We start from the raw sequence: 25,993 nt of genomic DNA, 5'->3' as shown, positions 1-25,993 counted from the left end.
ACACCAAGGCGACCACCGAGCGGCAGTTCCACGCGCTGGCCAGGCTCGGCGGGCACTTCCTCGACGTCGTGCGCGGGCTGCCCACGCTGCGCGCCTTCGGCCGGGCCCGCTACCAGGCCACCGTGATCGAGCAGGTCGCCGACGCGCACCGGGGCGCCACGATGCGCACGCTGCGGGTGGCGTTCCTGTCGTCGCTGGTGCTGGAGCTGTGCGCGTCTCTGTCGCTGGCGCTGGTGGCGGTGCCGATCGGGCTCCGGCTGCTGGGTGGCAACCTCGACCTCACCACCGCGCTGCTCGTCCTGCTGCTGGCGCCCGAGGCCTACCTGCCGCTGCGGATGATGGGGACCCGCTTCCACGCCTCGATGGAGGGTGTGGCGGCGGCGGACGCGGCCTTCGCCGTTCTGGATGAAGCCGTACCGGATGAGGAGGTGAAGCCCGCGCCCGCGCCCGCTCACGCGGAGCGCGGTGCGGGGCCGCCGGAGATCCGGCTGGAGAACGTCACCGTCCGCTACCCCGGCCGCGAGGACGCGGCGCTGGAGGACGTCTCGCTGGTGATCGCGCCCGGCGAGCGGGTCGCGCTGGTCGGCGAGAGCGGCGGCGGCAAGAGCACGCTGCTGCACCTGCTGCTCGGCTTCGTCTCCCCCGCCTCCGGGCGCGTGCTGGTCGGCGGGCGCCCGCCGGACACCCCCGACGAGCTGGCGTTCGTGCCGCAGCGCCCGCACCTGTTCGCGGCCTCCGTCGCCGACAACATCCGCCTCGGCGCCCCCGGCGCCACCTTTACCGAGGTACGGCAGGCCGCCAAGGCCGCCCACGCCGACGCCTTCGTCGAGGCCCTGCCCGACGGGTACGACACGCTGGTGGGCGAGCGAGGCGCCAACTTCTCGGCGGGCCAGCGCCAGCGCATCGCCCTGGCCAGGGCGTTCTGCCGCCCCGGCGCCACGGTCCTGCTCCTGGACGAGCCCACGGCCCGCCTCGACGGCCGCAGCGAGGCCGCCGTCGTGGAGGCCACCGCCGCCCTGGCCGAGGGGCGTACCGCGGTCATCGTCGCCCACCGGCCCGCCATGATCGACCTGGCCGACCGGGTGATCCGCATCCACGCCGGCCGGGTCCTGTCCGACACCCGCCGCGACGCCACCACCGTGGCGGGCGCCGGCGACGACGTGAGGGAGATCCGGTGAAGCGGCGCATGGGCCTGCGGATCGTCTGGGCCGTGCTGGCCGGGGCCGCGGCCGATCTGGCCGGGCTCGGGCTGATCGCCGCCGCCGCGTGGCTGATCACGCGGGCCGCCGAGCAGCCGGAGCTGGCCGCGCTGAGCCTGGCGATCGTGGCCACCCGCGCCTTCGCCACCAGCCGCGGCGTCTTCCGCTACGCCGAACGCCTGACCGGCCACGACGTCGCCCTGCGCGCCCAGGCCGACACCCGCGAACGGCTCTACGGCGCGCTCATCGCGCCCCAGCAGCCCAGGCACGGCGGTGCCGACCTGCTCAGCCGCATGGTCGACGACACCGAGGCGGTCCAGGACCTGCTGGTGCGCGTCCTGCTGCCCGCGACGGCCGCCCTGATCACCGGCGCGGCGGCGGTCGTGATCGCGCTGACGCTGGCGCCGTTGGCCGCGCTGGTACTGCTGGCGGGCCTGGTGGTGGCGGGCGTGCTGCTGCCCGCCGGCACGGCCGCCGCCGCCCGGCGCTGGTCGGCCCGCCTGGCTCCGGCCAGGGCCGCGCTGGCCGAGCGGGTGGCCGACCTGGTGCACGGCTCGGCCGACCTGGCCGCGTACGGGGCCGGTGAGCGTGCCCTGGCCAAGGCCATGGAGGCCGACGCCGAACTGGCCGCCCTGGAACGCCGCCAGTCCCGCGTGCACGCGGCCTCGCTCGGCGTGGGCACGCTGGTGCAGGGCCTGACGGTGGCCGGGATCGTACTGGCCGCCCGCGCGGCGGGCGCGGACACGGTGGCGACGGCGGTGCTGGCGCTGACCGCGCTGGTGTCGTTCGAGCCGGTGCTGCCGCTGGCCGCGGCGGGCGAGCGCATGGCGGGCATCACCTCCGCGCTGCGCCGCCTGCGCGAGGTGCGCTCGGCTCCCCCGGCCGTCACCGAGCCGCCGGCTCCGGCCGCGCTGCCCGAGGGGCCGGTGACGGTCGAGGTCGACGACCTCGTCGTACGGCACGCGCCCGGCGCGCCCGCGGCCGTGGACGGCATCTCGTTCACGCTGGAACCCGGCAAACGCGTGGCCCTGGTGGGCCCGAGCGGCGCGGGCAAGAGCACGGTCCTGGCGGCCCTCATGCGCCTGCTGGAGCCGGAGTCCGGAAGCGTCCGCGTCAACGGCGTGAACACCGCGGAGCTCGACTCCGGCCAGGTGAGAACGCTGATGACCGGGCTCACCCAGGATCCGTACATCTTCCAGACCACGTTGCGCGACAACCTCCGGCTGGCCGGTCCCGGCGCGACGGACGACGATCTGGCGCGTGCCGTACGCGATGCCCGGCTTGAGCAGTGGGTGAGCAGGACCGGCTGGGACGCCGAGCTCGGCGAGGACGGCAGGACCGTCTCCGGCGGCCAGCTGCAGCGCCTGTCCCTGGCCCGCGCGCTCCTGTACGACCCGCAGGTGCTGCTCCTCGACGAGCCCGCCGAGGCGCTGGACGAGGAGACGGCCGACGCCCTGATGGCCGACCTGCTGGACGTCACCCACGACCGCACGACCCTGCTGGTCACCCACCGCCTCAAGGGCCTGGAGCAGGTGGACGAGATCATCGTCATGGAGCACGGCCGGGCGATCCAGCGCGGCCGCCACGACGACCTGGTCGCCGTCCCCGGCTACTACCGCGACCTCTGGCAGTCGGAGGCCCTCACCCGCCGCTGATTCCGGCTTCCCCGCCGACAGGTTTACATCGCAAACCTCTTTGGTTTATAGTTCAAACCAGTTTGAGCTATCGAGGAGTTTGGCGATGAACGACCACGAGCCCGCCCCGAGCCCGGAGGAGATGCTCCGGCTCATCGAGCAGCAGCAGACCGCGGCGATGCGCCGCTTCCTCCCGGACCCGCTGCTCATGTACGTGCCGTGGGGGGCGGCCTGGTTCATCGGCTTCGGCACGCTCTTCCTCGGCCAGGGACTCCAGGGCGACGGGAACGGGCTGCTGCCGATCACCTGGCAGGTGGGACTGTCCGTGCTCTGGGCCACCCAGATCATCGCCTTCGTCCTCATGGTCATCGCCGTGCTCCGCTCCGGCGGCCACATCAAGGGCGAGTCCGAGACCCGTGGCGCGATGTACGGGCTGGCCTGGTTCATCGGCTTCAACGCCATGGGCATCATCGCCACGCGCTTCGTCCCGCATCTGCAGGAAGACACGATCGGGCCGTTCTACACCGCTCTGTTCATGCTGGTCGCCGGGCTGCTCTACATGGCCGGCGGCGCGATCTACCGGCTGTGGCCGCAGTTCCTGCTGGGTGTCTGGGTCGTGGTGGTCGACGTGGTCGGCACCGTGCTGGGCGGCGGCTGGATCTACCTGCTGCTGGCGGTCCTCGGAGGTGGCGGCGCCGTCGCCACCGGCCTGTGGCTGCGGAGGCGGCGGTGAACAACGAGCTCGACCCCGTCATCCACGCCCAGGCCAGGCTCAGGGTGGTGGCGACGCTCAACACGCTGCCCGACGGTGACCGGCTCGCCTTCCCCGGCCTGAAGGACGTGCTCGGCATGACCGCCGGCAACCTGTCCGTTCACCTGTCCAAGCTCGAAGAGGCCGGCTACGTGGAGATCACCAAAACACACAAGGGCCGCACCCCCGTCACCTACGTCGCGCTGACCAAGCGCGGCAGGGCGGCCTTCGACGAGTACACCAAAGCGATCCGCGCCCTGCTCGACACCGCTGGAGGCACCACATGAGCGTTCTCGCGCGAACCATCGACCTCACCCGGCGCTACGGCGGCGTGCTCGCCCTCGACCGCGTCTCGCTGGAGATCCGCGCCGGTGAGCTCGTCGGCCTGCTCGGCCCCAACGGCGCCGGCAAGTCCACCCTCATCAACCTGTTCGTCGGCCTGCGCCGCCCCACCTCCGGCACGGTCGAGCTGCTCGGCGGCTCCCCCTCCGACCCTCTGGTACGGCGCGGCATCGGCGTCACCCCGCAGGAGACCGGCCTGCCGGAGGCGCTGCGCGTGGGCGAGGTCGTCGGCTTCGTCACCAGCCACTACCCGAAGGCCCGTCCCAAGGGCGAGCTCCTGGAGCGCTTCGGCCTGGCCGACCTGGACCGGCGCCAGATCGGCGGGCTGTCCGGCGGCCAGAAGCGCCGCCTGGCCGTGGCCCTCGCCTTCGCCGGCGACCCGCGGCTGGTCTTCCTCGACGAGCCCACCACCGGCCTGGACGTCGAGGCCAGGCGCACCCTCTGGGACGGCATCCGCGCCTTCCACGAGGACGGCGGCACCGTGCTGCTGACCAGCCACTACCTGGAGGAGATCGAGGCGCTGGCCCAGCGGGTCGTCGTCGTGGCCCAGGGCCGCGTGCTGGCCGACGACACCGTCCGCGCGGTGCGGGACATGGTCGGCGTGCAGCGTGTCTCGCTGACCGCCGCCGCCCTGCCGGAACTGCCCGGCGTGCTGTCCAGCGAGCGGGACGGCGAGCGCACCCACCTGATGACCGCCGACGCCGACCACCTGGTGGTGGCGCTGGTCCGCAGCGGGACGCCGTTCACCGGCCTGGAGATCCGGCCGACCTCCCTGGAGGAGGCCTTCCTCCACCTGACCGCCCCCGAGCCCGTCACCGCCTGAGGAGTGCGCATGTCCAGCTTGATCCTGGCCCACACCCGCTACCTGATGATCGAGCAGTTGCGGGTGCCGATCGGCCTCGTGGCCAGCTCCTTCTTCCCCGCTGCCACGATGCTGGCGTTCGTGGTGCCGTTCGCCGGCGACAACCCGGTCGCCGCCACGGCGTCCACGGGCTCCATGATGCTCTTCGGCGCCATCTCCGCCGCGCTGATCTCGCTGTCGATCTCGGTGTCACAGGATCGCGAGCAGCCCTGGAACCCCTTCCTGCGCACGTTGCCCGCCGGGCCACTGCCCGCCTTCGCCGGCCGGATCGTGACGACGGTGATCGCCATGGTCATCTCGGTGATCCCCGTCCTGATCATCGCCGCCGCCTTCACCACGGCGCAGATCACGCCGGTACGGCTGGCGCTCGCCCTGGGCGCGCTGGTCGTCGCGACGATCCCGTTCATGCTGCTGGGCCTGTTCATCGGCTACATGATGCCGTCGAAGGGGGCGATCGCGGTGTCGCAGGTGGCGTTCTTCCCGCTGGCCATCCTGGGCGGGCTCCTGCTGCCGCTGCAGATGATGCCGTCGTTCGTCCAGACGCTGTCGTTGTTCCTGCCCAGCAGGGGCGCCGGTGAGCTCATGTGGTGGGCCGTCGCGGGCGCCGCTCCGAACGTGACCGCCCTGGTGACGCTGGCCGGCTGGACCGTCCTGACGGCTGTGCTGGCCGCCTGGGCCTACCGCCGCGACGAGGGGCGCCGCTTCTCCTAGCCGCCGCCCCGGATACGAACGGGGGTGCGCCGCCGAGTCCGCAGCGATCTCGACGGCGCACCCGTCCGTGAGGGGGTCCTATTTCTTCTCTTCGAGGGTAACGGTCACTTCGCTCTGCTTGCCGTCCCTCATGTATATGATCTTGACCTGTTGGCCTGGTTTGAAACCTCTGACCTGTCCGACCACCGTATCCCCACCATCGACCGGCTTGTCGCCGATTCGCGTGATGAGGTCGCCTTGCTTCAGTCCGGCCTTGGCGGCGGGGCTGTTCTCGGTGATCTGGCGGACCAGCGCCCCGGGCACGTCCCCGCTGGCGTCGGTCACGCTCACGCCGAGGAAGGCGTGCTTCACGGTTCCCGTGGCGGCCAGCTGGTCGGCCACCTGCTTGGCGGTGTTCACCGGGATGGCGAAGCCCAGGCCGATGCTGCCGTTGCTGCCGTTCGTGGCGATCGCGGTGTTGATGCCCACGACCTGGCCGGCGGCGTTGACGAGCGCGCCGCCCGAGTTGCCGGAGTTGATCGAGGCGTCGGTCTGGATGGCGCCGCCGATGCTGGTGGGCGGGGCGGAGTCCTGACCGCCGCGGCCCCAGCCGGGCGGGACCTGCTGCTCCTGCTCGCCGCCGACGTTGAGCGTGCGGTCGAGCGCGCTGACGATGCCGGAGGTGACCGTCCCCTCCAGGCCGAGCGGGCTGCCGATGGCCAGGACGGCGTCGCCGACCTTCAGCTGGTCGCTGTCGCCGAGCTCGGCCTTGGTCAGCCCGGAGACGCCGTCGGCCTTGATGACGGCCAGGTCCGTGGACGGGTCGGTGCCGACGACGGTGGCCTTGGCGGTCTTGCCGTCGCTGAACTTGACCGACAGCGGGCTCCCCTTCCCGTTGGCGGCGACGACGTGGTTGTTGGTGAGGATGAGGCCGTCCTCGGAGAGCACGACGCCGGATCCGCCGGCGTTCTGGCCCTGGATCATGACGACCGACGGCTGTACCTTGGTCGCCACCTCACTGATCGTCATCGGGTTGGAGGCCGGCTTGAAGGCCGGGCTCGGCGCCGACTGCACGATCTGCGGCGTCTGGAAGGCGCTCGTGATGGCCGCCCCCGCGACGCCGCCGCCGATCGCCATGGCCGCCAGCGCCAGGCCGGCGATCGCCTTCTGCCCCCCGGTGAAGCCCGGCTTCTTGGCCACGGGCGGTGGCGGGGGCGGCGGCGTCAGGATCGCCGTGTCCTGGCTGGGGAAGCCCCCGGCGGCCGGCGGCTTGGCGCCGAACTGGGTCCAGCCCTGCTCGCGAGGCTCGTTCGCGTCCATCGTCATCTCCTCAAGTCCCGATGTCTCAAGGGTGCCAATGTCGCTGTTAAGGCAGCTTAAGCCGGTGATCAGAGGCTTCTGAACGGGCTGACGCGGGCCTTATCCGCCCTGGTCGGATGAGTCAGGGGCGGTGAGATTCTCATGCGATTCTCAGGCTGGCTTCGGCCAGTACTCGTCACGGAGCAACCGCTTGTAGAGCTTGCCGGTGGGATGACGGGGCAACTCCTCCCGGAAGTCCACGGATCTGGGGCACTTGAAGTGCGCCAGCCGGGCTCTGCAGTACGCGATGAGCTCGGCCTCGAGCGCGGGTCCCGCCTCGTTCATGTCGGCGGGCTGCACCACGGCCTTGACCTGCTCGCCCATCTCCTCATCCGGTACGCCGAAGACCGCCACGTCGGCCACCTTGGGATGGATGGACAGGACGTTCTCCGACTCCTGGGGGTAGATGTTCACGCCGCCGGAGATGATCATGTAGGACCGGCGGTCGGTGAGGTAGAGGAAGCCCTCCTCGTCCAGGTAGCCGATGTCGCCGAGGGTGGTCCAGCCGCGGCCACCCGGGTCCTGGGCGGCGCGGGTCTTGCCGGGGTCGCCGTGGTACTCGAAGGTGAGGCCGTCGGAGAAGTAGATCGTGCCGTGCTCGCCGGGCGGCAGATCGTTGCCCTCCTCGTCGAGGATGTGCACCTTGCCCAGCAGGGAGCGGCCGACGGTGCCCTTGTGCGCGAGCCAGTCCTGGGGGCCGGCGTAGAGGAAGCCGTTGCCCTCGGTGCCCGCGTAGTACTCGTGGACGATCGGGCCCCACCAGTCGATCATCTGCTCCTTGACGGGGACGGGGCAGGGGGCGGCCGCGTGGATCGCGAACTTGAGACTGGAAATATCGCGCTTTGTCCGCTCTTCTTCGGGAAGTTTGAGCATTTTGATGAACATGGTGGGCACGAGCTGCGAGTGCGTGACGTGATATTTCTCGACAAGTTCTAGATAGCGGACCGGGTCGAACTTCTCCATCACCACCACCGTCGCGCCCAGCCGCTGGAAGGTCATGCAGTAGCGCAGCGGCGCGGCGTGGTAGAGCGGCGCGGGGGAGAGATAGACGCTGTCCCGCTCCGGCGCGAACAGGAACGACACCAGGTTGAACAACGCCCCCGGCTCGTCCAGCGCCGCGTGCGACAGCTTGGGCTTGACGCCCTTCGGCCTGCCGGTGGTGCCCGAGGAGTAGAGCATGTCGGCGCCCTGCGACTCGTCCTCGATCGGCGTGACCGGCTGCGCGGCCACGGCCTGCTCGTAGGAGTCGAAGCCGTCGGCCACGCCGTCCAGCATGAGGCGCAGCCGTACGCCGGTCACGGCCTGCGCCACCTCGGCCAGGTCCGCGCTGGTGATGAAGACCTGGGCCTCGCAGTTGTCCACGATGTAGGCCAGTTCGCCGGCCTGCAGCCGGGAGCTGACCGCGGTGTAGTACAGGCCGGATCGGTGCGCGGCCCAGGCCACGGCCAGGAAGAGCGGATGGTTGGGCAGCATGAACGCGATGTGGTCGCCCGGCCGCAGCCCGGCGGAGCGGAACAGGTGGGCCAGCCGGTTCGACTCCTCGTCCAGCCGGCGGTAAGTAAGGACCTCCCCGGAGCCCGCCATGATCACAGCGGGCTTGTCGGGGGTGACTGCTGCGATGGCTCCCGGGTACATGAACCGAACGATATTCGGTTAAGCGTCCGCCCGGAAGGGCCTGATGACGTAGACGGTGCCCGTACTGGAACGTTGCCAGGCTCGTTCGAAGGTTCTGCGCGGGTAGATCGCCCGCACGCCGCGCGCCGCCGGGTCGTTGGCGATGACGTCGCCGTCGCGGGTGAAGCCGGTGACGACCATGAGGTGGCCGGCGGAGGCGTACCCGAGCTCCTCGCGGGTGAAGGCCAGCGAGGTCACGACCGGCACCCCCGCCGCGACCTGGTCTTCGACCTCGGCCAGCGAGCGCATCCTGGCCACCGACGCGTCGAGTCCGAAACTTCCGGCATAGGCGGTGTTGAAGGCCCAGTTGCCGGTGCCGCCGTAGGCCTTGTCGTAGGTGTGCCTGGCCGCGTGGTCGACCGCCGGGTCCGGATCGGAGCGCGGCACCCAGGACATCTCCCCCGGCCGTGGCCCCTTCTTCCAGTAGGCCAGCACCATCGCGGTGGCCGTCGGGCCGCACCACGCCGCCCCGCCGTGATCGGCGTGCGCGAGCTGCCACTTGCGCGGCACCGCGAGCTCCCGCCCCCACGCGCGCCCGCCGCGGGCCCGCGTCCCGCCCGCGCGCGAGGCCACCGCGCCCAGCGTGCGGATCTCCGGCAGTACGGCGGAGCCCGGCCGCCGGTACAACGACACGCGCAGCCGGTAGGCAGTTACCGCCCGCCCGGCCTTGAACACGTCGGCGGCGACCCGCCCCCGCGCGTCCGCCTGCCCTTTCACGGTGGTCCGCACGCCGTCATAGGACCAGCGCCCCATCACGTACCACCCCGATCCGGGCACCCGCAGCTCCACCTTGATCCAACTGCCCGGCGGCGTCACGGCGGTCCACGACGGCACGATCTCGGTGGCGGCGAACCCGATCCGCCGCATCGGCCCGGTCCAGCGGGCCACCTCCCAGGCGCCCGCCCGCACGAAGGGCCCGGCCGCGACGCCGGCCTCCCGCTGATAGCCGACCCGCCCGTCCCCCGCCTGCCCCGGCATCACCATCAATATCGCGATCAGAATGCGCACCCTTTATCAATGGCCGCATTCGCGCATATCCCACCCCAAAATTTCTCCCGGGTACGGCGAAGCCGCGATCTCGACGGGGAGAGATCGCGGCTTCGCCGCCCAACCGCGGGGATCAGGAGAAGTGGTACACGGGCTGCCAGCCCGAGTGGTGGCTCTTCGGCCCGAAGAAGCCGCCCCGGCTCACGTCCACGTAGATGTGCGCGGCGTTCTTACCGGAGAACGAGTAGTGCTTCGGGTTCTTGGTGCAGTTTCTGAAGTTCTTGAAGGAGGTCGAGCCGTCGAAGCCGACGACCTTGAACGTCTCCCACGCGCACTTCTTGCCGCCCCACCACTTGGTGTTGGTGAGCTTGCTGTCGACTGTGTAGAAGTAGTGGTGCTTCCACTTCCACACCTTCTTCTTGACCTTCTCCACGACCCACTTGCAGTGCTTGTTGCCGTGCTTGTCCTTCCAGCAGATCTTCTTCTTGACGTGGAAGGTCTTCCAGTACCAGAACTTGTAGGGCTTCTTGTCGACGCTGACGTGGCCCTCGGCCCTGGACTTGTGGTCGCTGGAGAAGTAGGGCCCCCAGTCCGCGTCGTAGTACGACGAGGCGGTTGTGGTGGTGGCCGCTGTGGTCGCGGTCGTCGCGCCGGCGACGGCCGGGGCGGCGACGGCGGCCATGGTGGCCGCCGCGACGCCGATCAGGATTCGTGAGACGAATCGCACTTCGAGGTCCTCCTCGGGAGAGGTAGTGCTGACTCGTCATTGGTACGCCGCCGGGATTGCCGAACACTTTCAAATTACTTGATAAGGCTCTTTTCCCGATCTTTGACAAATAATAAAGATCCCCCTCCGGAAATCGCCGTGGAGGGGGATCTTTGTTTTCCGGGTCATTCGGCCGGGATGACCGCGCCCGCGTACTTGCTCTTGATGAACTCCTTGACCTTCGGGTCCTGCAGCAGCTTGCCCAGGGTCACGACGCCCGCGTCCTTTTCGTGGCCTTCCTGCACGACCAGGCCGTTGACGTACGGGTTGCCCTCGGTCTTCTCCAGCACCAGCGCCTGCGAGGCCGGCTTCAGGCCCGCCTCGATGGCGTAGTTGCCGTTGATGACCGCCGCGTCGACGTCCTCCAGCGAGCGGGGCAGCAGCGGCGCCTCCAGCGGCTTGAAGGTCAGCTTCTTCGGGTTGCCGGTGACGTCACGCTCGGTGGCGGCGGTGCCGACGCCCTCCTTCAGCGTGATCAGGCCGTTGTCGGCCAGCAGCTTGAGCGCGCGGCCGAGGTTCGTGGCGTCGTTCGGCACCGCGACGGTCGCCTCGTTCGCCAGCGCGGCGACGTCGGTGATCTTCTTCGAGTACAGGCCCAGCGGCTCCAGGTGGACCGGGGTGACGAAGCTGAGCTTGGTGCCCTTGGACTTGTTGAAGTCGTCCAGGTACGGCTTGTGCTGGAAGAAGTTGGCACCCAACTGGCCCTCGTTGAGCTGGACGTTCGGCTGCACGTAATCGGTGAACTCGACCACTTCGAGGTTCAGCCCGGCCTGCTTGGCCAGGTTGTCCTTGACGAAGGTGAGGATCTCCGCGTGCGGCACCGGGCTGGCGCCCACCTTGAGCACCGTGTCGGCCGACTCGGCCGCCGGCTGGGCCGAGCTGGTGGCGGACTGCGACGTGCCGCATGCGGTGAGCAACAACGAAAGGGCAGCGACACCCACGAAAGCGCGAATCTTCATATTGATCTTCCTTTTGATGTGAAAGAACTACTTGTGCGACATCCGCCGCGCGACGAGGTCCCCGAGGCTCTGGATCAGCTGCACGAGCACGATGAGCACCACGACGGTGGCGAACATGACCTGCCCCTCGAACCTCAGATACCCATACCGGACGGCCAGGTCCCCGAGCCCGCCGCCGCCGACGGTCCCCGCCATGGCCGAATACCCGACCAGAGCGACCACGGTGACGGTGATCCCCGCGACGATCCCGGGCAGCGCCTCAGGCAGCAGAACCTTCCGCACGATCGCGGTACGGCTTGCGCCCATGGCCTGGGCCGCCTGGACCACATCCCCGCCGACCTCCCGCAGCGCCGTCTCCACGAGCCGCGCGAAGAACGGCACCGCGCCCACGGTCAACGGCACGACCACGGCGATGGTCCCGATCGTCGTCCCCACCACCAGGCGGGTGAAGGGGATGATCGCGATCATCAGCACGATGAACGGCAGCGACCGCCCGACGTTGACGACCGCCCCGAGCACCGCCTTGAGCGCCGGAACCGGCCGCAGCCCACCCCGGTCGAACACGACCAGCGAGACGCCGAGCGGCAACCCGAGCACCACGGTGAACAGAGTGGCCAGCCCCACCATGGCCGCCGTCTGCCCGGCACCTTCCCAGAGCAGCGGAACAATCTCATCCCAGGTCACAAAACCCCCTCCCCCAACCCTCCGGCCACCGAGACAGCCCTCACCCCTCCACCCCGCACCGCAGCGGCGTCACGGCCCAGGGCGGCGTCACGCACCGGAGCGGGGCGGACGGAGGCAACCCCTGACCACCGGACCCCGGGCCCCTCCGGCGCCGGGCCGGCGGGACGTGGTGCGGCGGAGACCGGCGCGACCCGCACCCATCCCAGCCCGCGTTCCTGCGCCGAGACGGCGGGGTGGTGGGCGGTGGTGGGCGGCGCAGCAGGTGCGGCGGGTGACAGGGGTACGGTGGCGGGCCGAGTACGCGTCGTGGCGGTGGGGGCCACGTCCGGCGTGCGCGGCGCTCGGATGATCGGCGCGAGCCCACGGCGGCGGGCGGCGCCCACCTGGCCCCGCCGTACCGGAAGAGCGCGAACAGCGGCCACCCGAACGGGAAGAGCGAGAACGGCGAACCGCCACAACCCCCGGACGGGAGCAAGAACGGAGAGAGCGGCGATCACGGGGCCACCTCCACGAGCAGGCCCTTGTCGCGCAGGTACGAGAGCGCGGCCGGGTCGCCGGAGAGGGTGACGCGCAGGCGGCCCACCCGGGAGCCGGCGAGGTCTTCGATGGCGCCGCCCAGCACGTTGATGTCGGCGTCGAACTTGCGGACGACCTCCGAGATCACCGGCTCGTCGGCGTGGCCGGTGAAGGTGAGGGTGATGTCGCCCGGTGACGGCGCCGGCAGGGGGAAGATCTCGCGGGTCAGGCGCGAGCCCGGGGTGCGGATGAGGCCGGCGATGGTGCCGGATTCCTCGATGCGCCCGCCGGACATGATGGCCACCGAGTCGCAGACCGCCTTGACGACGTTCATCTCGTGGGTGATCAGCAGGATGGTGAGGCCGAGTTCGGTGTTGAGGCGCTTCAGGAGCGCCAGGATCGAGTCGGTGGTGGCGGGGTCCAGGGCGGAGGTGGCCTCGTCGGACAGCAGTACCGCCGGGTTGCCGGCCAAAGCCCTGGCGATGCCGACCCGCTGCTTCTGACCGCCGGACAGCTGCCTCGGGCGGTCGGCGCCGCGGCCGCCGAGCCCGACGAGGTCGAGGAGCTCGGCCACGCGGCGTTCGCGTTCGGCCCGGGGCACGCCCATGACCTCCAGCGGGAAGGCCACGTTGCCGGCGACGGTCCGCGACGACAGCAGGGCGAAGTGCTGGTGGATCATGCCGATGCGCTGGCGGGCCTGGTTGAGCTCGCGGTCGCCGAGCCGGGTCAGGTCCTGGCCGTCGACGGTGACGGTGCCGGCGTCGGGGCGTTCGAGGAGGTTGACGCAGCGCAGCAGCGTGCTCTTGCCGGCGCCGCTCTGGCCGAGCACGCCGAAGATCTCGCCCTTGCGCACGTGCAGGTCGACGCCGTCGAGCGCGGCGGTGTCCCCGTACTGCTTGCGCAGGCCAGAAGCCTGGATCACGAAATTTCCCCATCACGGATGGCGACCACGCGCTGGCGGGCCGCTGAGACGAACTCAAGCTGGAACAGGCTGGTGAGGGGGAAGTGCTAGCGCGTGCCGGGGTGGAAGGGCAGGTGGCTGAGCCTGCGCAGCACGTAGCTGGGTGGTGCGATCATGAGGAAGTACCTTCGGCGAGAACGGGCGGGCGGGTCGCTCAGCGGGCCGGACAGGCCATCGCCCGCATTCGGCGCATGCCACGACACATGACGTCGCCCATGGCGCTCATGTCTTTCGCGTATGCCTCGTTCACGCTGGTGCCAACGACCTCTTTACCGTGCCCTATTCCCCCGGCCCGCTGTGAGCTGCCTCACGGGCCCGGAACGCCAAGCTGCCCCGCCGTACCAGATCCAGCTGGTACGGCGGGGCAGGCGCGGGAGGCGTCAGGCGGCCGCGGAGGCGGCGACCTTGGCCGGGGCGAGGGCGATGTCCAGGACCTCGCGCACGTCGCCGACCGCGTGGATGGTCAGCTCGTCGCGGATCTCCTGGGGCAGATCGTCCAGGTCGGGCTCGTTGCGGGCCGGGATGAGCACCGTGGTGATGCCCGCCCGGTGCGCCGCGAGCAGCTTCTGCTTGACGCCGCCGATCGGCAGGACCCGCCCGGTGAGCGAGATCTCGCCGGTCATCGCGACGTCGTTGCGGACGAGGCGGCCGGACAGCAGCGAGGCCAGGGCGGTGGTGAGTGTGACGCCCGCCGACGGGCCGTCCTTGGGGACGGCGCCGGCCGGGAAGTGCACGTGCACCGACCGGTCCTTCAGCGCGGTGACCGGCAGCTCCAGCTCCGCGCCGTGGCTGCGGAGGTAGGACAGGGCGATCCTGGCCGACTCCTTCATCACGTCGCCGAGCTGGCCGGTGAGCGTGAGCCCGGTGTCGCCGGTCTCGGGGTCGGCCAGCGACGCCTCGACGTAGAGGACGTCGCCGCCCGCTCCGGTGACCGCCAGGCCGGTGGCCACGCCGGGCACCGAGGTGCGCTGCTTGGACTCCGGCAGCGACGACTCGGGCACGAACCGCGGACGGCCGAGGTAGTCGACGAGCGCCTCGGCGCTGACCGTGACGGGGACCTCGTCCTTCGCCGCGATCTTGCGGATCACCCTGCCGACCGCGCGCTCCAGGGAGCGCACGCCCGCCTCGCGGGTGTACTCGGTGGCCAGGCGGCGCAGCGCGCCGTCCTCGAAGGAGATCTCCGCGGGCTCGAAACCGGCCTGCTTGAGCTGCTTGGGCAGCAGGTGGTCGCGGGCGATGGCGAGCTTCTCGTCCTCGGTGTAGCCGTCGAGGGTGACGACCTCCATCCGGTCGAGCAGCGGCCCGGGGATGGCCTCCAGGACGTTGGCCGTGGCCAGGAAGAGCACGTCCGACAGGTCGAGCTCGACCTCGAGGTAGTGGTCGCGGAAGGTGTGGTTCTGGGCCGGGTCGAGCACTTCGAGCAGCGCCGCGGTCGGGTCGCCCCGGTAGTCGGCGCCGACCTTGTCGACCTCGTCGAGCAGGACGACGGGGTTCATCGAGCCCGCCTCCCTGATCGCGCGGACGATGCGGCCGGGCAGCGCGCCCACGTAGGTGCGCCGGTGGCCGCGGATCTCGGCCTCGTCGCGCACGCCGCCGAGGGCGACGCGGACGAACTTGCGGCCCATCGAGCGCGCGACGGACTCGCCGAGCGAGGTCTTGCCGACTCCGGGAGGACCGGCGAGGGCGAGGACGGCGCCGCTGCGGCGGCCGCCCACCACGCCGAGGCCCTTGTCCTGGCGCCGCTTGCGCACGGCCAGGTGCTCGATGATGCGGTCCTTGACGTCGTCGAGGCCGGTGTGGTCGGAGTCCAGCACCTCACGGGCGCCGTTGATGTCGTAGGTGTCGTCGGTCCTGGTGTTCCAGGGGATGTCGAGGACGGTGTCGAGCCAGGTGCGGATCCAGCCGGTCTCGGGCGACTGGTCGGAGGTCCGCTCCAGCTTGTCGACCTCCTTGAGCGCGGCCTCGCGTACCTTCTCGGGCAGGTCGGCGGCCTCGACGCGGACGCGGTAGTCCTCTTCCTCGCTCTCGGCCGAGTCGCCCTTGAGCTCCCTGAGCTCCTTCTGGACGGCCGAGAGCTGCTGGCGGAGCAGGAACTCGCGCTGCTGCTTCTCCATGCCCTCCTGGACGTCCTTGCGGATCGTCTCGGCGACGTCGAGCTCGGCGAGGTGCTCGCGTGACCAGTCGACCAGCTTGGCCAGCCGGTCGGCGGGGTCGGGCGCCTCCAGCAGCTCGACCTTCTGCGCGGTGGTCAGCCACGGCGTGTAGCCGGAGCTGTCGGCCAGCACGGAGGGGTCGTCGATCTGGTTGACCTGGTCGACCACCTGCCAGGCGCCGCGCTTCTGCAGGATGGTCGTGGCCAGCGCCTTGTACTCGCGGGCCAGCTCATGCGCCTGCTCGCCGGCCTCCACGCGGTCGACGCTGTCGGCCTCGACCCACAGGGCCGCGCCGGGCCCGGTGGTGCCGGTGCCCACGCGCACGCGGTTCACGCCGCGTACGACCGCCGCCGGCTCACCGCCCGGCAGTCTTCCGACCTGCTCCACCACGGCCTGCACACCGATCGCGCCATATCTGCCGTCGATCCGGGGAACGAGAAGCACCCGTGGCTTGTTGCCACCGGATGCCTGGGCCGCGTCTATCGCAGCACGCACCTCGGAGTCGGACAGGTCGAGCGGCACCACCATTCCGGGCAGGACGACCTCGTCGTCCAGCGGCAGCACCGGGAGGATCAGCTTCTCACTCATGCGAACTCCAAAGGGTTGAGTTATACCGACTCAATTCATCAGAGCCCCCGAATGTTCCCAAGCTTGCCGATGTTCGCTCACGGCGATCGTAATCATGTAAGTAGCCCCTGAGAGTGACGCCGGCTACCCGGTGCCGGACATAAGGTCATTCAGGTGATCTCCGCCCTGGTGCGGCCGCTGAAGTTCGCACTGTTCACGGGCAAAGCCGAGCCGCCTCCTCTCGCGACCCGCCGCACGCGCGTCTCCGCGCCGCGCTGGCTGGCCCCCTTCACCACCCTCGACTGGGTACGGCTGGCCGAGCTGACCCTCGCGATCCTCCTCTACGCCACGGCCAGCTCCGACCTGTGGCAGCGGCTCTACGACAAGCAGATGACGTCGCCACCGGCTCTGCCGTTCCAGCTCGCCCTCGTGTCCCTGTCCCTGCCCGTGGCCCTGCGCGACCGCTGGCCGCTGGGCGCGTGGCGGACCGCGCTGGTGACGCTGCCGGCGTACGTGTACATCGACCGGATGATCGACGGGTTCCCCGACCAGGGCATGACGTACTCGTGGCCGCTGGTCCTGATGTACCTGCTGGTCCTCTACACCGTGGCCTCGCGCAACTCCGAGGCCGTGTCCATCGCCGTGTGGGCCGTCTCGGTGCTCTACCTGCTCGTGTTCAACTCCAACGTGGTGCCGGCCGGCGGGGCCGTCCTCGCGGTGCCGCTGGTGCTCGGCTACAACGTGCGGGCCCGGCGCAGGGCCTCGGCCAAGCTGGTCGAGGAGTCGCAGCTCAAGGTGGTGGCCGAGGGGGCGCAGGCCGTACTGGAGGAAAGGGCGCGCATCGCGCGCGAGCTGCACGACGTGGTCGCGCACCACATGTCGGTGATCGCCATCCAGGCCGAGGCGGTGCCGCTCAAGGCGGCCGGGGACGCCAGGCAGCTGGAGGAGGGGCTGGCGGTGATCCGCTCGCTGTCGCTGGACGCGATCGCCCAGCTCCGGCAGGTGCTCGGCGTGCTGCGCGACGCCGACGGGCGCAAGGAGACCACGCCGCAGCCGGACCTGGAGGGGATCGACGCGCTCGTGGCCAACGCGCGGGCGGCCGGGCTGGCCGTGCTGTTCAGAAGATCGCCGCAGGTGGAGGAGGTGCCGCAGGCCGTGGGACTGTCGGCGTACAGGATCGTGCAGGAGTCGCTGAGCAACGTCATGCGGCACGCGCCGGGGGCGACCGTCTCCCTGGAGGTCGCGCGAGAGGGAGACGAACTGGTCGTACGGGTCGCCAACGGCCCCGGAGCCAGGCCCGCCGAATCCTCGGCCGGGGCCGGGCACGGGCTGGTGGGCATGCGGGAACGGGCGGTGCTGCTCGGCGGCACGCTGGAGGCGGGGCCGATCGCCGACGGCTTCGAGGTCGTCGCCCGGCTGCCGCTGGAGGCGGCGTGATCAGGGTCATGATCGCCGACGACCAGGGCATGGTACGCACCGGCTTCACCGTCTTCCTCGGCGCCCAGAGCGACATCGAGGTGGTGGGCGAGGCGGCCGACGGCGCGCAGGCGGTCGAGCGGGCGGCGGAGCTGCGGCCGGACGTGATCCTGATGGACGTGCGCATGCCGGTGATGGACGGCCTCGAAGCAACCCGAATCATCGCCCAACGCGAGGATATTTCGGCAAAAATCCTGATCCTGACCACCTTTGACCTGGACGACTACGTCTACGAGGCCCTGCGGTCCGGCGCCAGCGGCTTCCTGCTGAAGGACGCCTCGGCCGTCCAGCTCGCCGAGGCCGTCCGCGTGGTCGCCGGCGGGGACGCCCTCCTCGCCCCCGCCGTGACCCGGCGCCTGATCCGCGAGTTCGCCCGCCTCGGCGGCCCGCGCGCCCCGTCCACCCGCCGCCTGGGCCAGCTGACCGAGCGCGAGACCGAGGTCCTCGTCCTGGTCTCGCGCGGCCTGTCCAACCAGGAGGTCGCCGGCAAGCTGGTCCTGTCGGAGCAGACGGTCAAGACGCACGTGGGCCGCGTGCTGACCAAGCTCGGCCTGCGCGACCGCGCCCAGGCCATCGTCTACGCCTACGAGACCGGCCTCGTCCGCCCGGGAGACTGACGCCGGCTTCCCGGGACGTCAGCTCGCGACCGAGACCGTGACCGTCTGCCCGTCGCGGACCGGCAGGATCGCGACGGTGTACCGGACGCCGTCGATCGTCTTCTGGATGCCCGGCACGCGGTGCCCGGCGACCGTCAGCTTGCGGTGCCCGGCCGGAAAGCGGGCCTCCCAGAACGTGAGCCCGCCGGTGCGGTTGGTGAAGGTGGTCGAGGTCTGGCCGTCGTGGCGGACGTCCACGGTGCCGCCGCCGACCGGGACGGCGTCCACGCGCAGCCAGGGGATGTCGCCGGGCAGGCGCGACTGGGTGGCCACCGTACGCCTCGGGGCGTCGGGCTGGACGCCCATCAGGCCCTCGACGGTCTGGCTGACCAGGGTGAACGGAACCTCCGGGTAGTCCCCGTTGAGGCCCTGGCGGTTGCTGACGTGGCGGGTGTCGCGCTGGTCGTAGACGTGCTGCATCCACTTCCAGGCGGTGTCGTTGCGGTTGTGGCGGAAGAAGGTGTCGGGCAGGTAGGTGATCGCCTCGATGTTGGCCGGCCGGTCGGGGCCCGAGGCCTGCGTGTCGACGAAGTCGAGGTAGGCGTCGTTGCGCGGGCCCGCGTCGATGATGCCCTTCATCGGCATGAACCAGCTGTTCTCCTTGCCGAAGCCGGTCAGCGGGGCGCCGTCGATCGTGTAGGCGCGCACGAACTCATCCGAGCCGGGCTTCACGCTCCAGGTCTGGTTGAAGTAGCGCTTGAGGTCGCGGGCGCGGGCCCCGGTCTCCATCGACAGGCGTACCTCACGCTTGTCCAGGGCCATGTCGGCCAGCGCGCGGTAGGCCTGGTACTGGGCGCCGATGCCGTCGCCCGCCTCGGCCAGCGGTTCGCGGCTGACCTCGTTGTAGCTGGCCACGCCCTGGAAGATGCCTCTGCCGGTGCCCTCGGCGACGCCGTTCGGCTTGGCGCCGTCGTGCTGCTGGATGAAGCCGGTGGTGGCGTTGCGGTAGTAGTCCCAGAAGACCGGGTCGTCGAGGTAGGCGCGGTCGCCGGTCCAGCGGAAGGCCTGGTTGGCCTTCTCCACCAGCTCGAACGTGGCCGGCACCTCGCGCACGAAGTTCGTCGGCGACTTGTAGTCGATGGTGTGCCAGGTCTTGGCGTCGAAGTTGATCGCCCACACCGGATAGAACTTGTGCTCAGGCGTGGCGCTGGCGGCGAACGAGCGCAGCATGTTCTTGTTCTCGGCGTCGAAGCCGAGGATGTGCGCGCCGGCGAGCTGGTGGGCGAAGTCACGCGAGTAGTACGCGGTGCGGTGGGCGTAACCACCCCAATAGGTCGGGGTGTACGGGGCTTCGCCCGGGTCGACCGGGTTGGTGGCCCCGATGTTGATCGGCCCGACGACGCCGTCCTGGTGGACCCACCCGGCGGCTTTGGCCTTGGCCCAGTCGAACATCGCGACGACCTTGGGGTTGCCCGAGCTGACCCGCGGGTCGGCGGGGGCGGCCGGGGAGATCATGAGGTCGTCGGCGTTGACCCAGCCGGACCCGGAGCCAAACGCGATCTCCAGGGTGTCGCCGGCGTTCAGGCTCAGGCGCGACAGGGTGTAGCGGCTGTAGATGCCGCGGGCGGGCAGCGTGACGCTCGCCGCCTCGGCGCCGTTGACCTTGGCGGAGAACGTGCCGCCCGCGCCGCCGGTGGCGATCCAGGCGGAGATCGAGTAGCGGCCGGCGGCCGGCACCGTGATCGACTGGCTGACGCTCTTGCCGGGGCCGGAGTCGAGGTAGATGAGCCTCGTGCCGCCGTGGGGGTTGTTGGTGGCGACGCCGGAGCCGGCGGTGAACGTCCAGCCCTCGGGGCCCTTCTCGAAGCCGGGGTTGACGATGACGAGCGGTGCGGCTGCGGAAGCGGCCTCGGCGGGGGTGACGAGAGCGGCGGCGAGGAGGGCGGAGGTTAACACGACGCGTTTCATGGGGTCTCCCGATGATCGGATGAATCGTGCGGAACTAAAGAAGGAAGGGACCGGGACGAAAGAGGTCAGGCGCGGGGCGGAGCCGTGGAGCCGCGCACGACCAGTTCGGGGTTGAACAACAGCTCGCCCGTGGGCACCTCGCGGCCGCTCACCAGCGCGACCACTCCCCGGGCGACCTCCTTGGCCAGCCGGTCGACCGGCTGGCGTACGGTGGTCAGCGGCGGGTCGGCGAACTCCATGATCATGGAGCCGTCGTGCCCGACCACGGACAGGTCGGCGGGCACCGACAGGCCCTCGCGGCGGGCCCCGCGGATCACGCCGAGCGCCATGAAGTCGCTGGCCGCGACGATCGCGGTCACGCCCTGCTTGAGCAGGCTCAGCGCGGCGGACTGGCCGCCCTCGATGGTGTAGTGCTGCCGGACGATCCACCGCTCGGTCTCGGTGGCGCCACGCCTGGCCAGCGCCGCGCGGAAGCCCTTGACCCGCCGGTCGGCGGGCTGGTTGCCGACCGGGCCCGAGGCGATGCCGATCGCGCGGTGCCCCAGCGCCCACAGGTGGTCGACGGCCAGCTCGGCCGACTGGAAGTCGTCGGTGGAGTAGACGGGCGCGTCGTGGCCCTCGAATCCGCCGTTGACGCCGACGAACGGGATACGGCGCGCCGCCAGCACGTTGAAGGTCTCGGGGTCGGCGCCCTCAACGGTGTTGCTGGCCGACAGGAACACCACCGCCGCGACGCCGTGGTCGGCCAGCGACGTGACGAACTCGCGCTCCTGTATGCCGCCGGGCAGCGCCGGGCAGAGCACGCCCTTGAGCCCGTGGGGCGCCAGCGCCGCCTCGATCAGCTCGCTGGCCTCGGAGAAGAACGGGTTCGACAGCCACGGCGTGATCACCGCGACGATCTGGCCGCGGGTGGAGCGTTCGTAGCCGAGCTCGTTCATGGCGCGCTCGACGGCCTCGCGCGTCTTCGCGGCGACCCCGGAGCGCCGGTTGATGACCCGGCTGACCGTGGCCTCGCTCACGCCCGCGCGGGCGGCCAGCTCGGTGATGCCGATCTTCACGGGGTCCCCTCCAGAGTCGCCAGCCCGGAGGGCGGCACGGACAGCACGCTCAGGCCGGGCTCCAGCCGCCGCCGCGCCCGCTCGATGATACGGCCGGCGGCGTCGTGGACCACGGTGGCGAACACCCCTCCAGGCCCGGCCACGTCGAGGACGAGGCGCGGCGAAGCCGTACCATTGACCAAGGTGATCTTACGGTGCCCGGCGGTGTCCAGGACCGCCACCCGCTCGGCCGTGACGGTGATGACGCAGGCGTCGCCGCGCGCGGCCCGCACGACGGGGTAGAGCTCGTCCGGGCGGCCCGGCTCGACCTCGCCGTCGAGCAGCAGCGGACGCAGCCGCCGCCACTGCGCGAGCCAGAAGCGCAGCATCTCGCGCTGCTCTCCGCCGAGCCCTGCCAGCCGCGCGGAGATCTGCGGTACGGCGTGCAGCGCCCCGATCAGCTGCCTGGCGGCGCTCGCGGGCGGCGCGGCCGGGTCCCACATGAGCATGTCGGAGTGAACGGCCCCGCGCACGGCCAGCAGCCCGACGTCGATCGTGCGCACCCGGTTGGCCACGGCGTCGGCGGGGCAGTCGTCGGCCCGCAGCATGTTCCCGAAGCCCGCCATGCCCGGCCCCACGTACGGCTGCCGCAGCTCGATCAGCGCCTCGGGACCCAGCGCCGCCCGTACCTCGGTCAGCAGGAGGCGCATGGCCTCGCCCACGTCGGCGACGTCGCCGTGGGTGGGCTTGCCGGCGTAGACCATGGCGTCGTCCAGGAAGTCGATCTTCAGCCCGTCGAGGCCGTAGTCGTGGACCAGGCGGGCGCACGTGTCCACGACGTGCCGCCGGACCTCGGGGCGGCGGGGGTCGAGCACGCGGGCGCCGGGCGGGCCGCCGGAGGCGGGGGCGTACCGGGCGAGCGCGTCGAAGCGGTCCGCCTCGGCCCCGAGCAGGAGCGGCGCGACCCAGAGCAGATACTTGAGGCCGAGCGCCCGGACCCGGGCGACATGACCCTTGAGATCCGGAAATTTCGTGGCATCGGGTTGCCAGTCGCCCACACCCGGATAGCCGCGCCCGTTCCCCTTCTCCTGCCAGCCGTCGTCCACGATGACCACACCGCAGCCCAGCTCCGCCGCCAGCCGGGCCTCCTCCTCCACGGCCGCCGCCTCGACGGCCTGGCTGAAGCCGTACCAGGTGGAGTAGACCGGCTCCCGGGCCGCGGCGGGCACCGGCGCGAGCCCCCTTCCCAGCTCGGCCCGCAGCAGCCGCATCGCCACCGCGACACTCGCCGACCGGGGCGCGAGGTAGAGCCGGTAGGTCCCGGCGGGCGCCCGCAGATGCACCACGAAAGCCTTGTTCTCCTCCGACACCCCGAAGCGCATGGAACACTCGGGCACCGGATCGGCGGCGGCGAAGGCCAGCATCGTCCGGCCGGAGCTGTCATAGAGGCAGCCGGCCGCGGCCCCCTTGACCAGCGAGATCTCGGCCCGCCCCGCCCAGTCGGCGACGATCGTCCGGCTCCAGCGGCAGTCGGGGTGCCAGAATCCCACCGCGTCCCCGAGCGCCACCGACAACCGGATCTCCATCTCCTCCCCGGAGTGGATCTCCAGCACCGCGGCGCCGCCGGGCAGCCGCTTCAGCTCCCTGCGCGCGGAGGGGGGCAGCACCGCCAGCCGTACGTCATCGAGCAGGTGGGCGGTGGGCACGGGCATCAGCCCCGCCGTCGTGACGCTCACTCTTTCACAGCTCCAGCGAGAAGTCCGGACACGAAGTGTCGTTGCAGCAACAGGAACAGCACGGCCATCGGGAGGGCGGCGACGGCCGTTCCGGCGAGGATCTGGCCGTAGTCGGTCTCCGTGGCGCCCTGCAGGGAGGCGATGGCCAGCGGGATGGTGTAGGCGTCCTTGGTCCGGAGCGCGATGAGGGGCCAGACGAAGTCGTTCCACTGGTAGAGGAACAGGTAGATGCCCAGGGCGGCCAGGGCCGGGCGCATCGGCGGCAGGACGATGCGGATGAACAACCGCAGTTCGCCGCAGCCGTCGGCGCGGCCGGCCGCCAGGAGCTCGTCCGGCAGCGCGGACATGCTCTGGCGCATCAGGAAGATCCCGAACGGCAGCGCCAGGTTCGGCAGGACGATGGCCTGGTAGGTGTTGAGCCAGTCGAGTGCCAGCATCATCTTGAACAACGGCACCAGCGTCACCTGGCTCGGGATGACCAGGCCGAGCATGAGCAGGCCGAACAGGAGTTCCCTGCCTTTGAAGGAGTACTTGGCGAAGCCGTACCCGGCCAGGGTGCAGACCGCGCCGGACAGGATCGTGTAGATCAGCGAGATCAGCAGGGAGTTGAGCACGGTCCTGCTGAAGCCGATGCCCTCTTCGAGGTTGGCGAGGTTGTCCAGGAGGTGGCCGCCGGGCAGCAGCGGGGGCGGGCTGCCGAAGATGTCGCCGGTGCTGTGGGTGCTCGCGATCGCCAGCCAGTAGAACGGCACCAGGACGACGGTGACGGTGATGAGCAGCGTCGAGGTCAGCATCACCTTTCTCATGATTTTTCACCCAGGAACTTGAACTGCACGATGCCGAGGATCGCGATGATGACCGCCAGCGCGTAGGCGATGGCCGAGGCGTAGCCGAAGTCGAAGTAGCGGAAGCCGTTCATGTAGAGGTACATGCCGAGCGTCAGGGTGGCGTTGTCGGGTCCGCCGCCGGTCAGCACGTACGGCTCGTCGAACAGCTGCAGCGTGCCGATCGTCGACATGACCACCGTGAGCAGCAGCACCGGCCGCAGTCCCGGCAGCGTCACGTGCCAGAACCGGCGCCAGGCGCCCGCGCCGTCGACCGAGGCCGCGTCGTAGTGGTCCTTGGGCAGCGCCTGCAGCCTGGCCAGGTAGATGACCGCGTTGTAGCCGGTGTAGTGCCAGGTCAGCGCGAGGCCGACGGCGATGCGCGCCCACAGGGTGTCGGTGAGCCAGGGGATCTCCGGGACGCCGAACAGCCCGAGGAACCAGTTGACCAGCCCGCCCTGCGGGTTGAGCAGGACCCCGAACAGGATGCCGTACGCCACCAGCCCGGTCACCATCGGCAGGAAGAAGCCCAGCCGGAAGAACGCCTTCATCTTCAGCAGCGGCGAGTTGAACGCCACCGCCAGCGCGATCGCGATCCCCAGCATCAGCGGCACCTGCACGACCATGATGAGCGCGGTGTTGCGCAGCGCCGTCCAGAACAGCGGGTCGCCGGCCAGGCGCTCGTAGTTCGCGGTGCCGGCGAACGTCTGCAGCGCCCCGTCGGTCCTGAACAGGCTGAGCACGAACGACCAGGCGATCGGGTACAGCTTGAAGATCGCGAACAGCCCGACGGCGGGCAGCACGAACAGGTACGGCGCCAGCCGCATCGGCGACCTGAGGGCGCTCACCGTCACCGCAGCACCTTGCGGCCGGTCTGGCCGGCGAGCAGGTCGGCCGCCTCCTTGAGCACCGCTGCCGGGTCGGCGCCCTTGAGCAGCACCTTCGTCTGCGCGTCGGTGACGGCCTTGAGCGCGCGCGGGTAGTCGGCGGAGTAGTTGGTGACGTAGGAGGGCTGCTTGAGCGAGTCGAGGAAGATCTCGCCCTTCTTCTGACCGCCGAAGAACGGCGACGCCTCGTGGAAGGCCGGGTCCTCGTAGGCGGACATGAGCGCCGGCGCGATGCCCTTGCCCTTGTAGATCGCGACCTGGTTCTCCGGGCGGGTCAGCACGAACTCGGCGAAGGCGAACGCCGCCTCGCGGTGCTTGCTGGTGCCGGTGACGGCCAGGTGGGTGGAGTTGACGACGGCCGAGGTCTTGCCGCCCTGGGTGACGGCGGGCGGGAGCCGTACCTTCCACTTGCCCTTCTCGGCCGGGACGGTCTCCTCGATGATGCCGCCGAACCAGGTGGGCATCGGCTGGACGGCCACGCCGCCCTTCTTGATCGAGCCGATCATCGCCTCCCAGCCGCCGCCGTAGTCGGCGACCAGGCCGGCGTCGTTGAGCTTCTTGATGATGGTCAGCGCGGTGACCCCGGCGGGCGAGTCGAGGGTGATGTTGCCCTGCATGTCGAAGTAGAAGGCGTCCTGGAGCTGCATGAGCGCCTGGAACAGGTTGGCGGAGTCGGCCTGGGTGGCGGCCTTGTCGATGCCGAGGAGCTGGACGCCGGTCTTCTCCTTGAGTTTGATCCCGGCCTCGATCATCTCGTCCCAGGTCTGGACGGCCTCGACGTCGACGCCGGCCTTCTCGAAGAGGTCGGCGCGGTAGTAGAAGCCCGCGGAGTTGGCCTCCCAGGGCAGGGCGTAGACCTTGCCGGAGCGGCTGACGGTCTCCCACATGCCCTGGGCGAAGCTGCCTTTGTGCTTGTCGGCGCCGAGGGGGACGAGGTCGGCGAGGCCGTCCGGAAATTTCTCGATATAGGCGGGCAGGTAGTCGACGCCGATGTGCAGCACGTCGCCCAGCCCCTGCCCTCCGGCGGCGAGCCCGGTCGTGATCTTGTCCCAGATGGCCGGGTTGCCGATGTCCTGGACGTCGACCTTGACGCCGGGGAACTGCTTGGTGAAGGCCGGGACCAGCTCCTTCATCATCGCCGCCGGCCCCTGCCAGCTCCACACGGTGATCTCGCCGGTCGCGGCGGTGCCGGTGGGGCCCGCCTTGACCGGTTGGGCGCCACCTCCGCCGCAGGCGCTGAGCAGGGTGCCTCCGGCGGCCAGGGCGCTGAGCTGGAGGAAACGGCGACGGTCCATGGGCGGTCTCTCCTGTGGGGGGTTCGCGAGGATTGCCCGGGACGTTACCGGGGCATTTCCGCGCTTGCAA

Annotated in this window: 22 protein-coding genes; 8 read left to right on the top strand and 14 right to left on the bottom strand. The window is 70.6% G+C overall.

Annotated elements, in window-relative coordinates:
* From cydD to ACFWYW_RS40275, 6 genes are all read left to right on the top strand, one after another.
* Positions 1-1,178 (top strand): thiol reductant ABC exporter subunit CydD (gene cydD, locus ACFWYW_RS40300; protein ID WP_379641236.1); only part of this gene is annotated, 1,178 nt, incomplete at its 5' end.
* The gene (cydC, locus tag ACFWYW_RS40295) at positions 1,175-2,854 is read left to right on the top strand and encodes a thiol reductant ABC exporter subunit CydC (protein ID WP_379619652.1); all 1,680 of its coding nucleotides are present in this window, start codon (positions 1,175-1,177) and stop codon (positions 2,852-2,854) included. The genes cydD and cydC, both read left to right, overlap by 4 nt.
* Before the next feature lie 85 nt (positions 2,855-2,939).
* Positions 2,940-3,566: a hypothetical protein gene (locus tag ACFWYW_RS40290; RefSeq protein WP_379619654.1), complete on the top strand. Its 627-nt coding sequence runs from the start codon at positions 2,940-2,942 to the stop codon at positions 3,564-3,566.
* Positions 3,563-3,871 (top strand): transcriptional regulator, encoded by a 309-nt coding sequence (locus ACFWYW_RS40285; protein ID WP_379619656.1) that lies wholly within the window; start codon positions 3,563-3,565, stop codon positions 3,869-3,871. The genes ACFWYW_RS40290 and ACFWYW_RS40285 overlap by 4 nt, the downstream gene beginning before the upstream one ends.
* Complete coding sequence (locus ACFWYW_RS40280) at positions 3,868-4,749, top strand: ABC transporter ATP-binding protein (RefSeq protein WP_379619658.1); 882 nt, start codon at positions 3,868-3,870, stop codon at positions 4,747-4,749. Before ACFWYW_RS40285 ends, ACFWYW_RS40280 begins: the two co-directional genes overlap by 4 nt.
* 9 nt (positions 4,750-4,758) lie before the next feature.
* Complete coding sequence (locus tag ACFWYW_RS40275; protein WP_379619660.1) at positions 4,759-5,499, top strand: ABC transporter permease; 741 nt, start codon at positions 4,759-4,761, stop codon at positions 5,497-5,499.
* A 78-nt stretch (positions 5,500-5,577) separates the two neighbouring features.
* Here ACFWYW_RS40275 and ACFWYW_RS40270 read toward each other — a convergent pair whose 3' ends face one another.
* From ACFWYW_RS40270 to lon, 8 genes are all read right to left on the bottom strand, one after another.
* Positions 5,578-6,798 carry a S1C family serine protease gene (locus tag ACFWYW_RS40270; RefSeq protein ID WP_379619662.1) on the bottom strand — a complete coding sequence of 407 codons (1,221 nt, stop codon included), beginning with the start codon at positions 6,796-6,798 and terminating at the stop codon, positions 5,578-5,580.
* Positions 6,799-6,948: 150 nt separating this feature from the next.
* Positions 6,949-8,472: an acyl-CoA synthetase gene (locus ACFWYW_RS40265; protein ID WP_379619664.1), complete on the bottom strand. Its 1,524-nt coding sequence runs from the start codon at positions 8,470-8,472 to the stop codon at positions 6,949-6,951.
* 18 nt (positions 8,473-8,490) lie between these two features.
* Positions 8,491-9,519 carry a peptidase C39 family protein gene (locus ACFWYW_RS40260; protein ID WP_379619666.1) on the bottom strand — a complete coding sequence of 343 codons (1,029 nt, stop codon included), beginning with the start codon at positions 9,517-9,519 and terminating at the stop codon, positions 8,491-8,493.
* 112 nt (positions 9,520-9,631) lie between these two features.
* On the bottom strand, positions 9,632-10,225 hold the full coding sequence (locus ACFWYW_RS40255) for a hypothetical protein (protein WP_379641234.1): 594 nt from the start codon (positions 10,223-10,225) through the stop codon (positions 9,632-9,634).
* Between the two features lie 164 nt (positions 10,226-10,389).
* On the bottom strand, positions 10,390-11,223 hold the full coding sequence (locus ACFWYW_RS40250; RefSeq protein WP_379619670.1) for a MetQ/NlpA family ABC transporter substrate-binding protein: 834 nt from the start codon (positions 11,221-11,223) through the stop codon (positions 10,390-10,392).
* A gap of 27 nt (positions 11,224-11,250) precedes the next feature.
* Complete coding sequence (locus ACFWYW_RS40245; RefSeq protein ID WP_379619672.1) at positions 11,251-11,907, bottom strand: methionine ABC transporter permease; 657 nt, start codon at positions 11,905-11,907, stop codon at positions 11,251-11,253.
* Between the two features lie 493 nt (positions 11,908-12,400).
* On the bottom strand, positions 12,401-13,345 hold the full coding sequence (locus tag ACFWYW_RS40240) for a methionine ABC transporter ATP-binding protein (RefSeq protein WP_379619675.1): 945 nt from the start codon (positions 13,343-13,345) through the stop codon (positions 12,401-12,403).
* A gap of 419 nt (positions 13,346-13,764) precedes the next feature.
* On the bottom strand, positions 13,765-16,125 hold the full coding sequence (gene lon, locus ACFWYW_RS40235) for an endopeptidase La (RefSeq protein ID WP_379619677.1): 2,361 nt from the start codon (positions 16,123-16,125) through the stop codon (positions 13,765-13,767).
* A 153-nt stretch (positions 16,126-16,278) separates the two neighbouring features.
* Between lon and ACFWYW_RS40230 the strand changes: the two genes are divergently transcribed.
* Positions 16,279-17,541, top strand: a complete 1,263-nt coding sequence (locus ACFWYW_RS40230; RefSeq protein WP_379619679.1) for a sensor histidine kinase — start codon at positions 16,279-16,281, stop codon at positions 17,539-17,541.
* Entirely contained in the window at positions 17,538-18,197 is a 660-nt protein-coding gene (locus ACFWYW_RS40225) for a response regulator (protein ID WP_379619681.1), read from the top strand. The genes ACFWYW_RS40230 and ACFWYW_RS40225 overlap by 4 nt, the downstream gene beginning before the upstream one ends.
* Positions 18,198-18,215: 18 nt before the next feature.
* On the opposite strand, the gene ACFWYW_RS40220 is transcribed toward ACFWYW_RS40225, so the two are convergent.
* The 6 genes from ACFWYW_RS40220 to ACFWYW_RS40195 all read right to left on the bottom strand — a co-directional run bounded on the left by ACFWYW_RS40220 (position 18,216) and on the right by ACFWYW_RS40195 (position 25,923).
* Complete coding sequence (locus ACFWYW_RS40220) at positions 18,216-20,144, bottom strand: hypothetical protein (RefSeq protein ID WP_379619683.1); 1,929 nt, start codon at positions 20,142-20,144, stop codon at positions 18,216-18,218.
* 65 nt (positions 20,145-20,209) lie between these two features.
* Positions 20,210-21,202 (bottom strand): LacI family DNA-binding transcriptional regulator, encoded by a 993-nt coding sequence (locus tag ACFWYW_RS40215; protein WP_379619685.1) that lies wholly within the window; start codon positions 21,200-21,202, stop codon positions 20,210-20,212.
* Entirely contained in the window at positions 21,199-22,917 is a 1,719-nt protein-coding gene (locus ACFWYW_RS40210; protein WP_379619687.1) for a glycoside hydrolase family 36 protein, read from the bottom strand. The genes ACFWYW_RS40215 and ACFWYW_RS40210 overlap by 4 nt, the downstream gene beginning before the upstream one ends.
* Entirely contained in the window at positions 22,914-23,723 is an 810-nt protein-coding gene (locus ACFWYW_RS40205) for a carbohydrate ABC transporter permease (protein WP_379619689.1), read from the bottom strand. The genes ACFWYW_RS40210 and ACFWYW_RS40205 overlap by 4 nt, the downstream gene beginning before the upstream one ends.
* Positions 23,720-24,595, bottom strand: coding sequence for a carbohydrate ABC transporter permease (locus tag ACFWYW_RS40200; RefSeq protein ID WP_379619691.1), 876 nt, complete (start codon positions 24,593-24,595; stop codon positions 23,720-23,722). Before ACFWYW_RS40200 ends, ACFWYW_RS40205 begins: the two co-directional genes overlap by 4 nt.
* Positions 24,592-25,923, bottom strand: coding sequence for an ABC transporter substrate-binding protein (locus ACFWYW_RS40195; protein WP_379619693.1), 1,332 nt, complete (start codon positions 25,921-25,923; stop codon positions 24,592-24,594). The genes ACFWYW_RS40200 and ACFWYW_RS40195 overlap by 4 nt, the downstream gene beginning before the upstream one ends.
* Between the last annotated feature and the right edge of the window lie 70 nt (positions 25,924-25,993).

This window comes from Nonomuraea sp. NPDC059023 (assembly GCF_042740095.1).
Classification (GTDB): domain Bacteria; phylum Actinomycetota; class Actinomycetes; order Streptosporangiales; family Streptosporangiaceae; genus Nonomuraea.
This window is presented reverse-complemented; position numbering and strand designations above follow the sequence as displayed.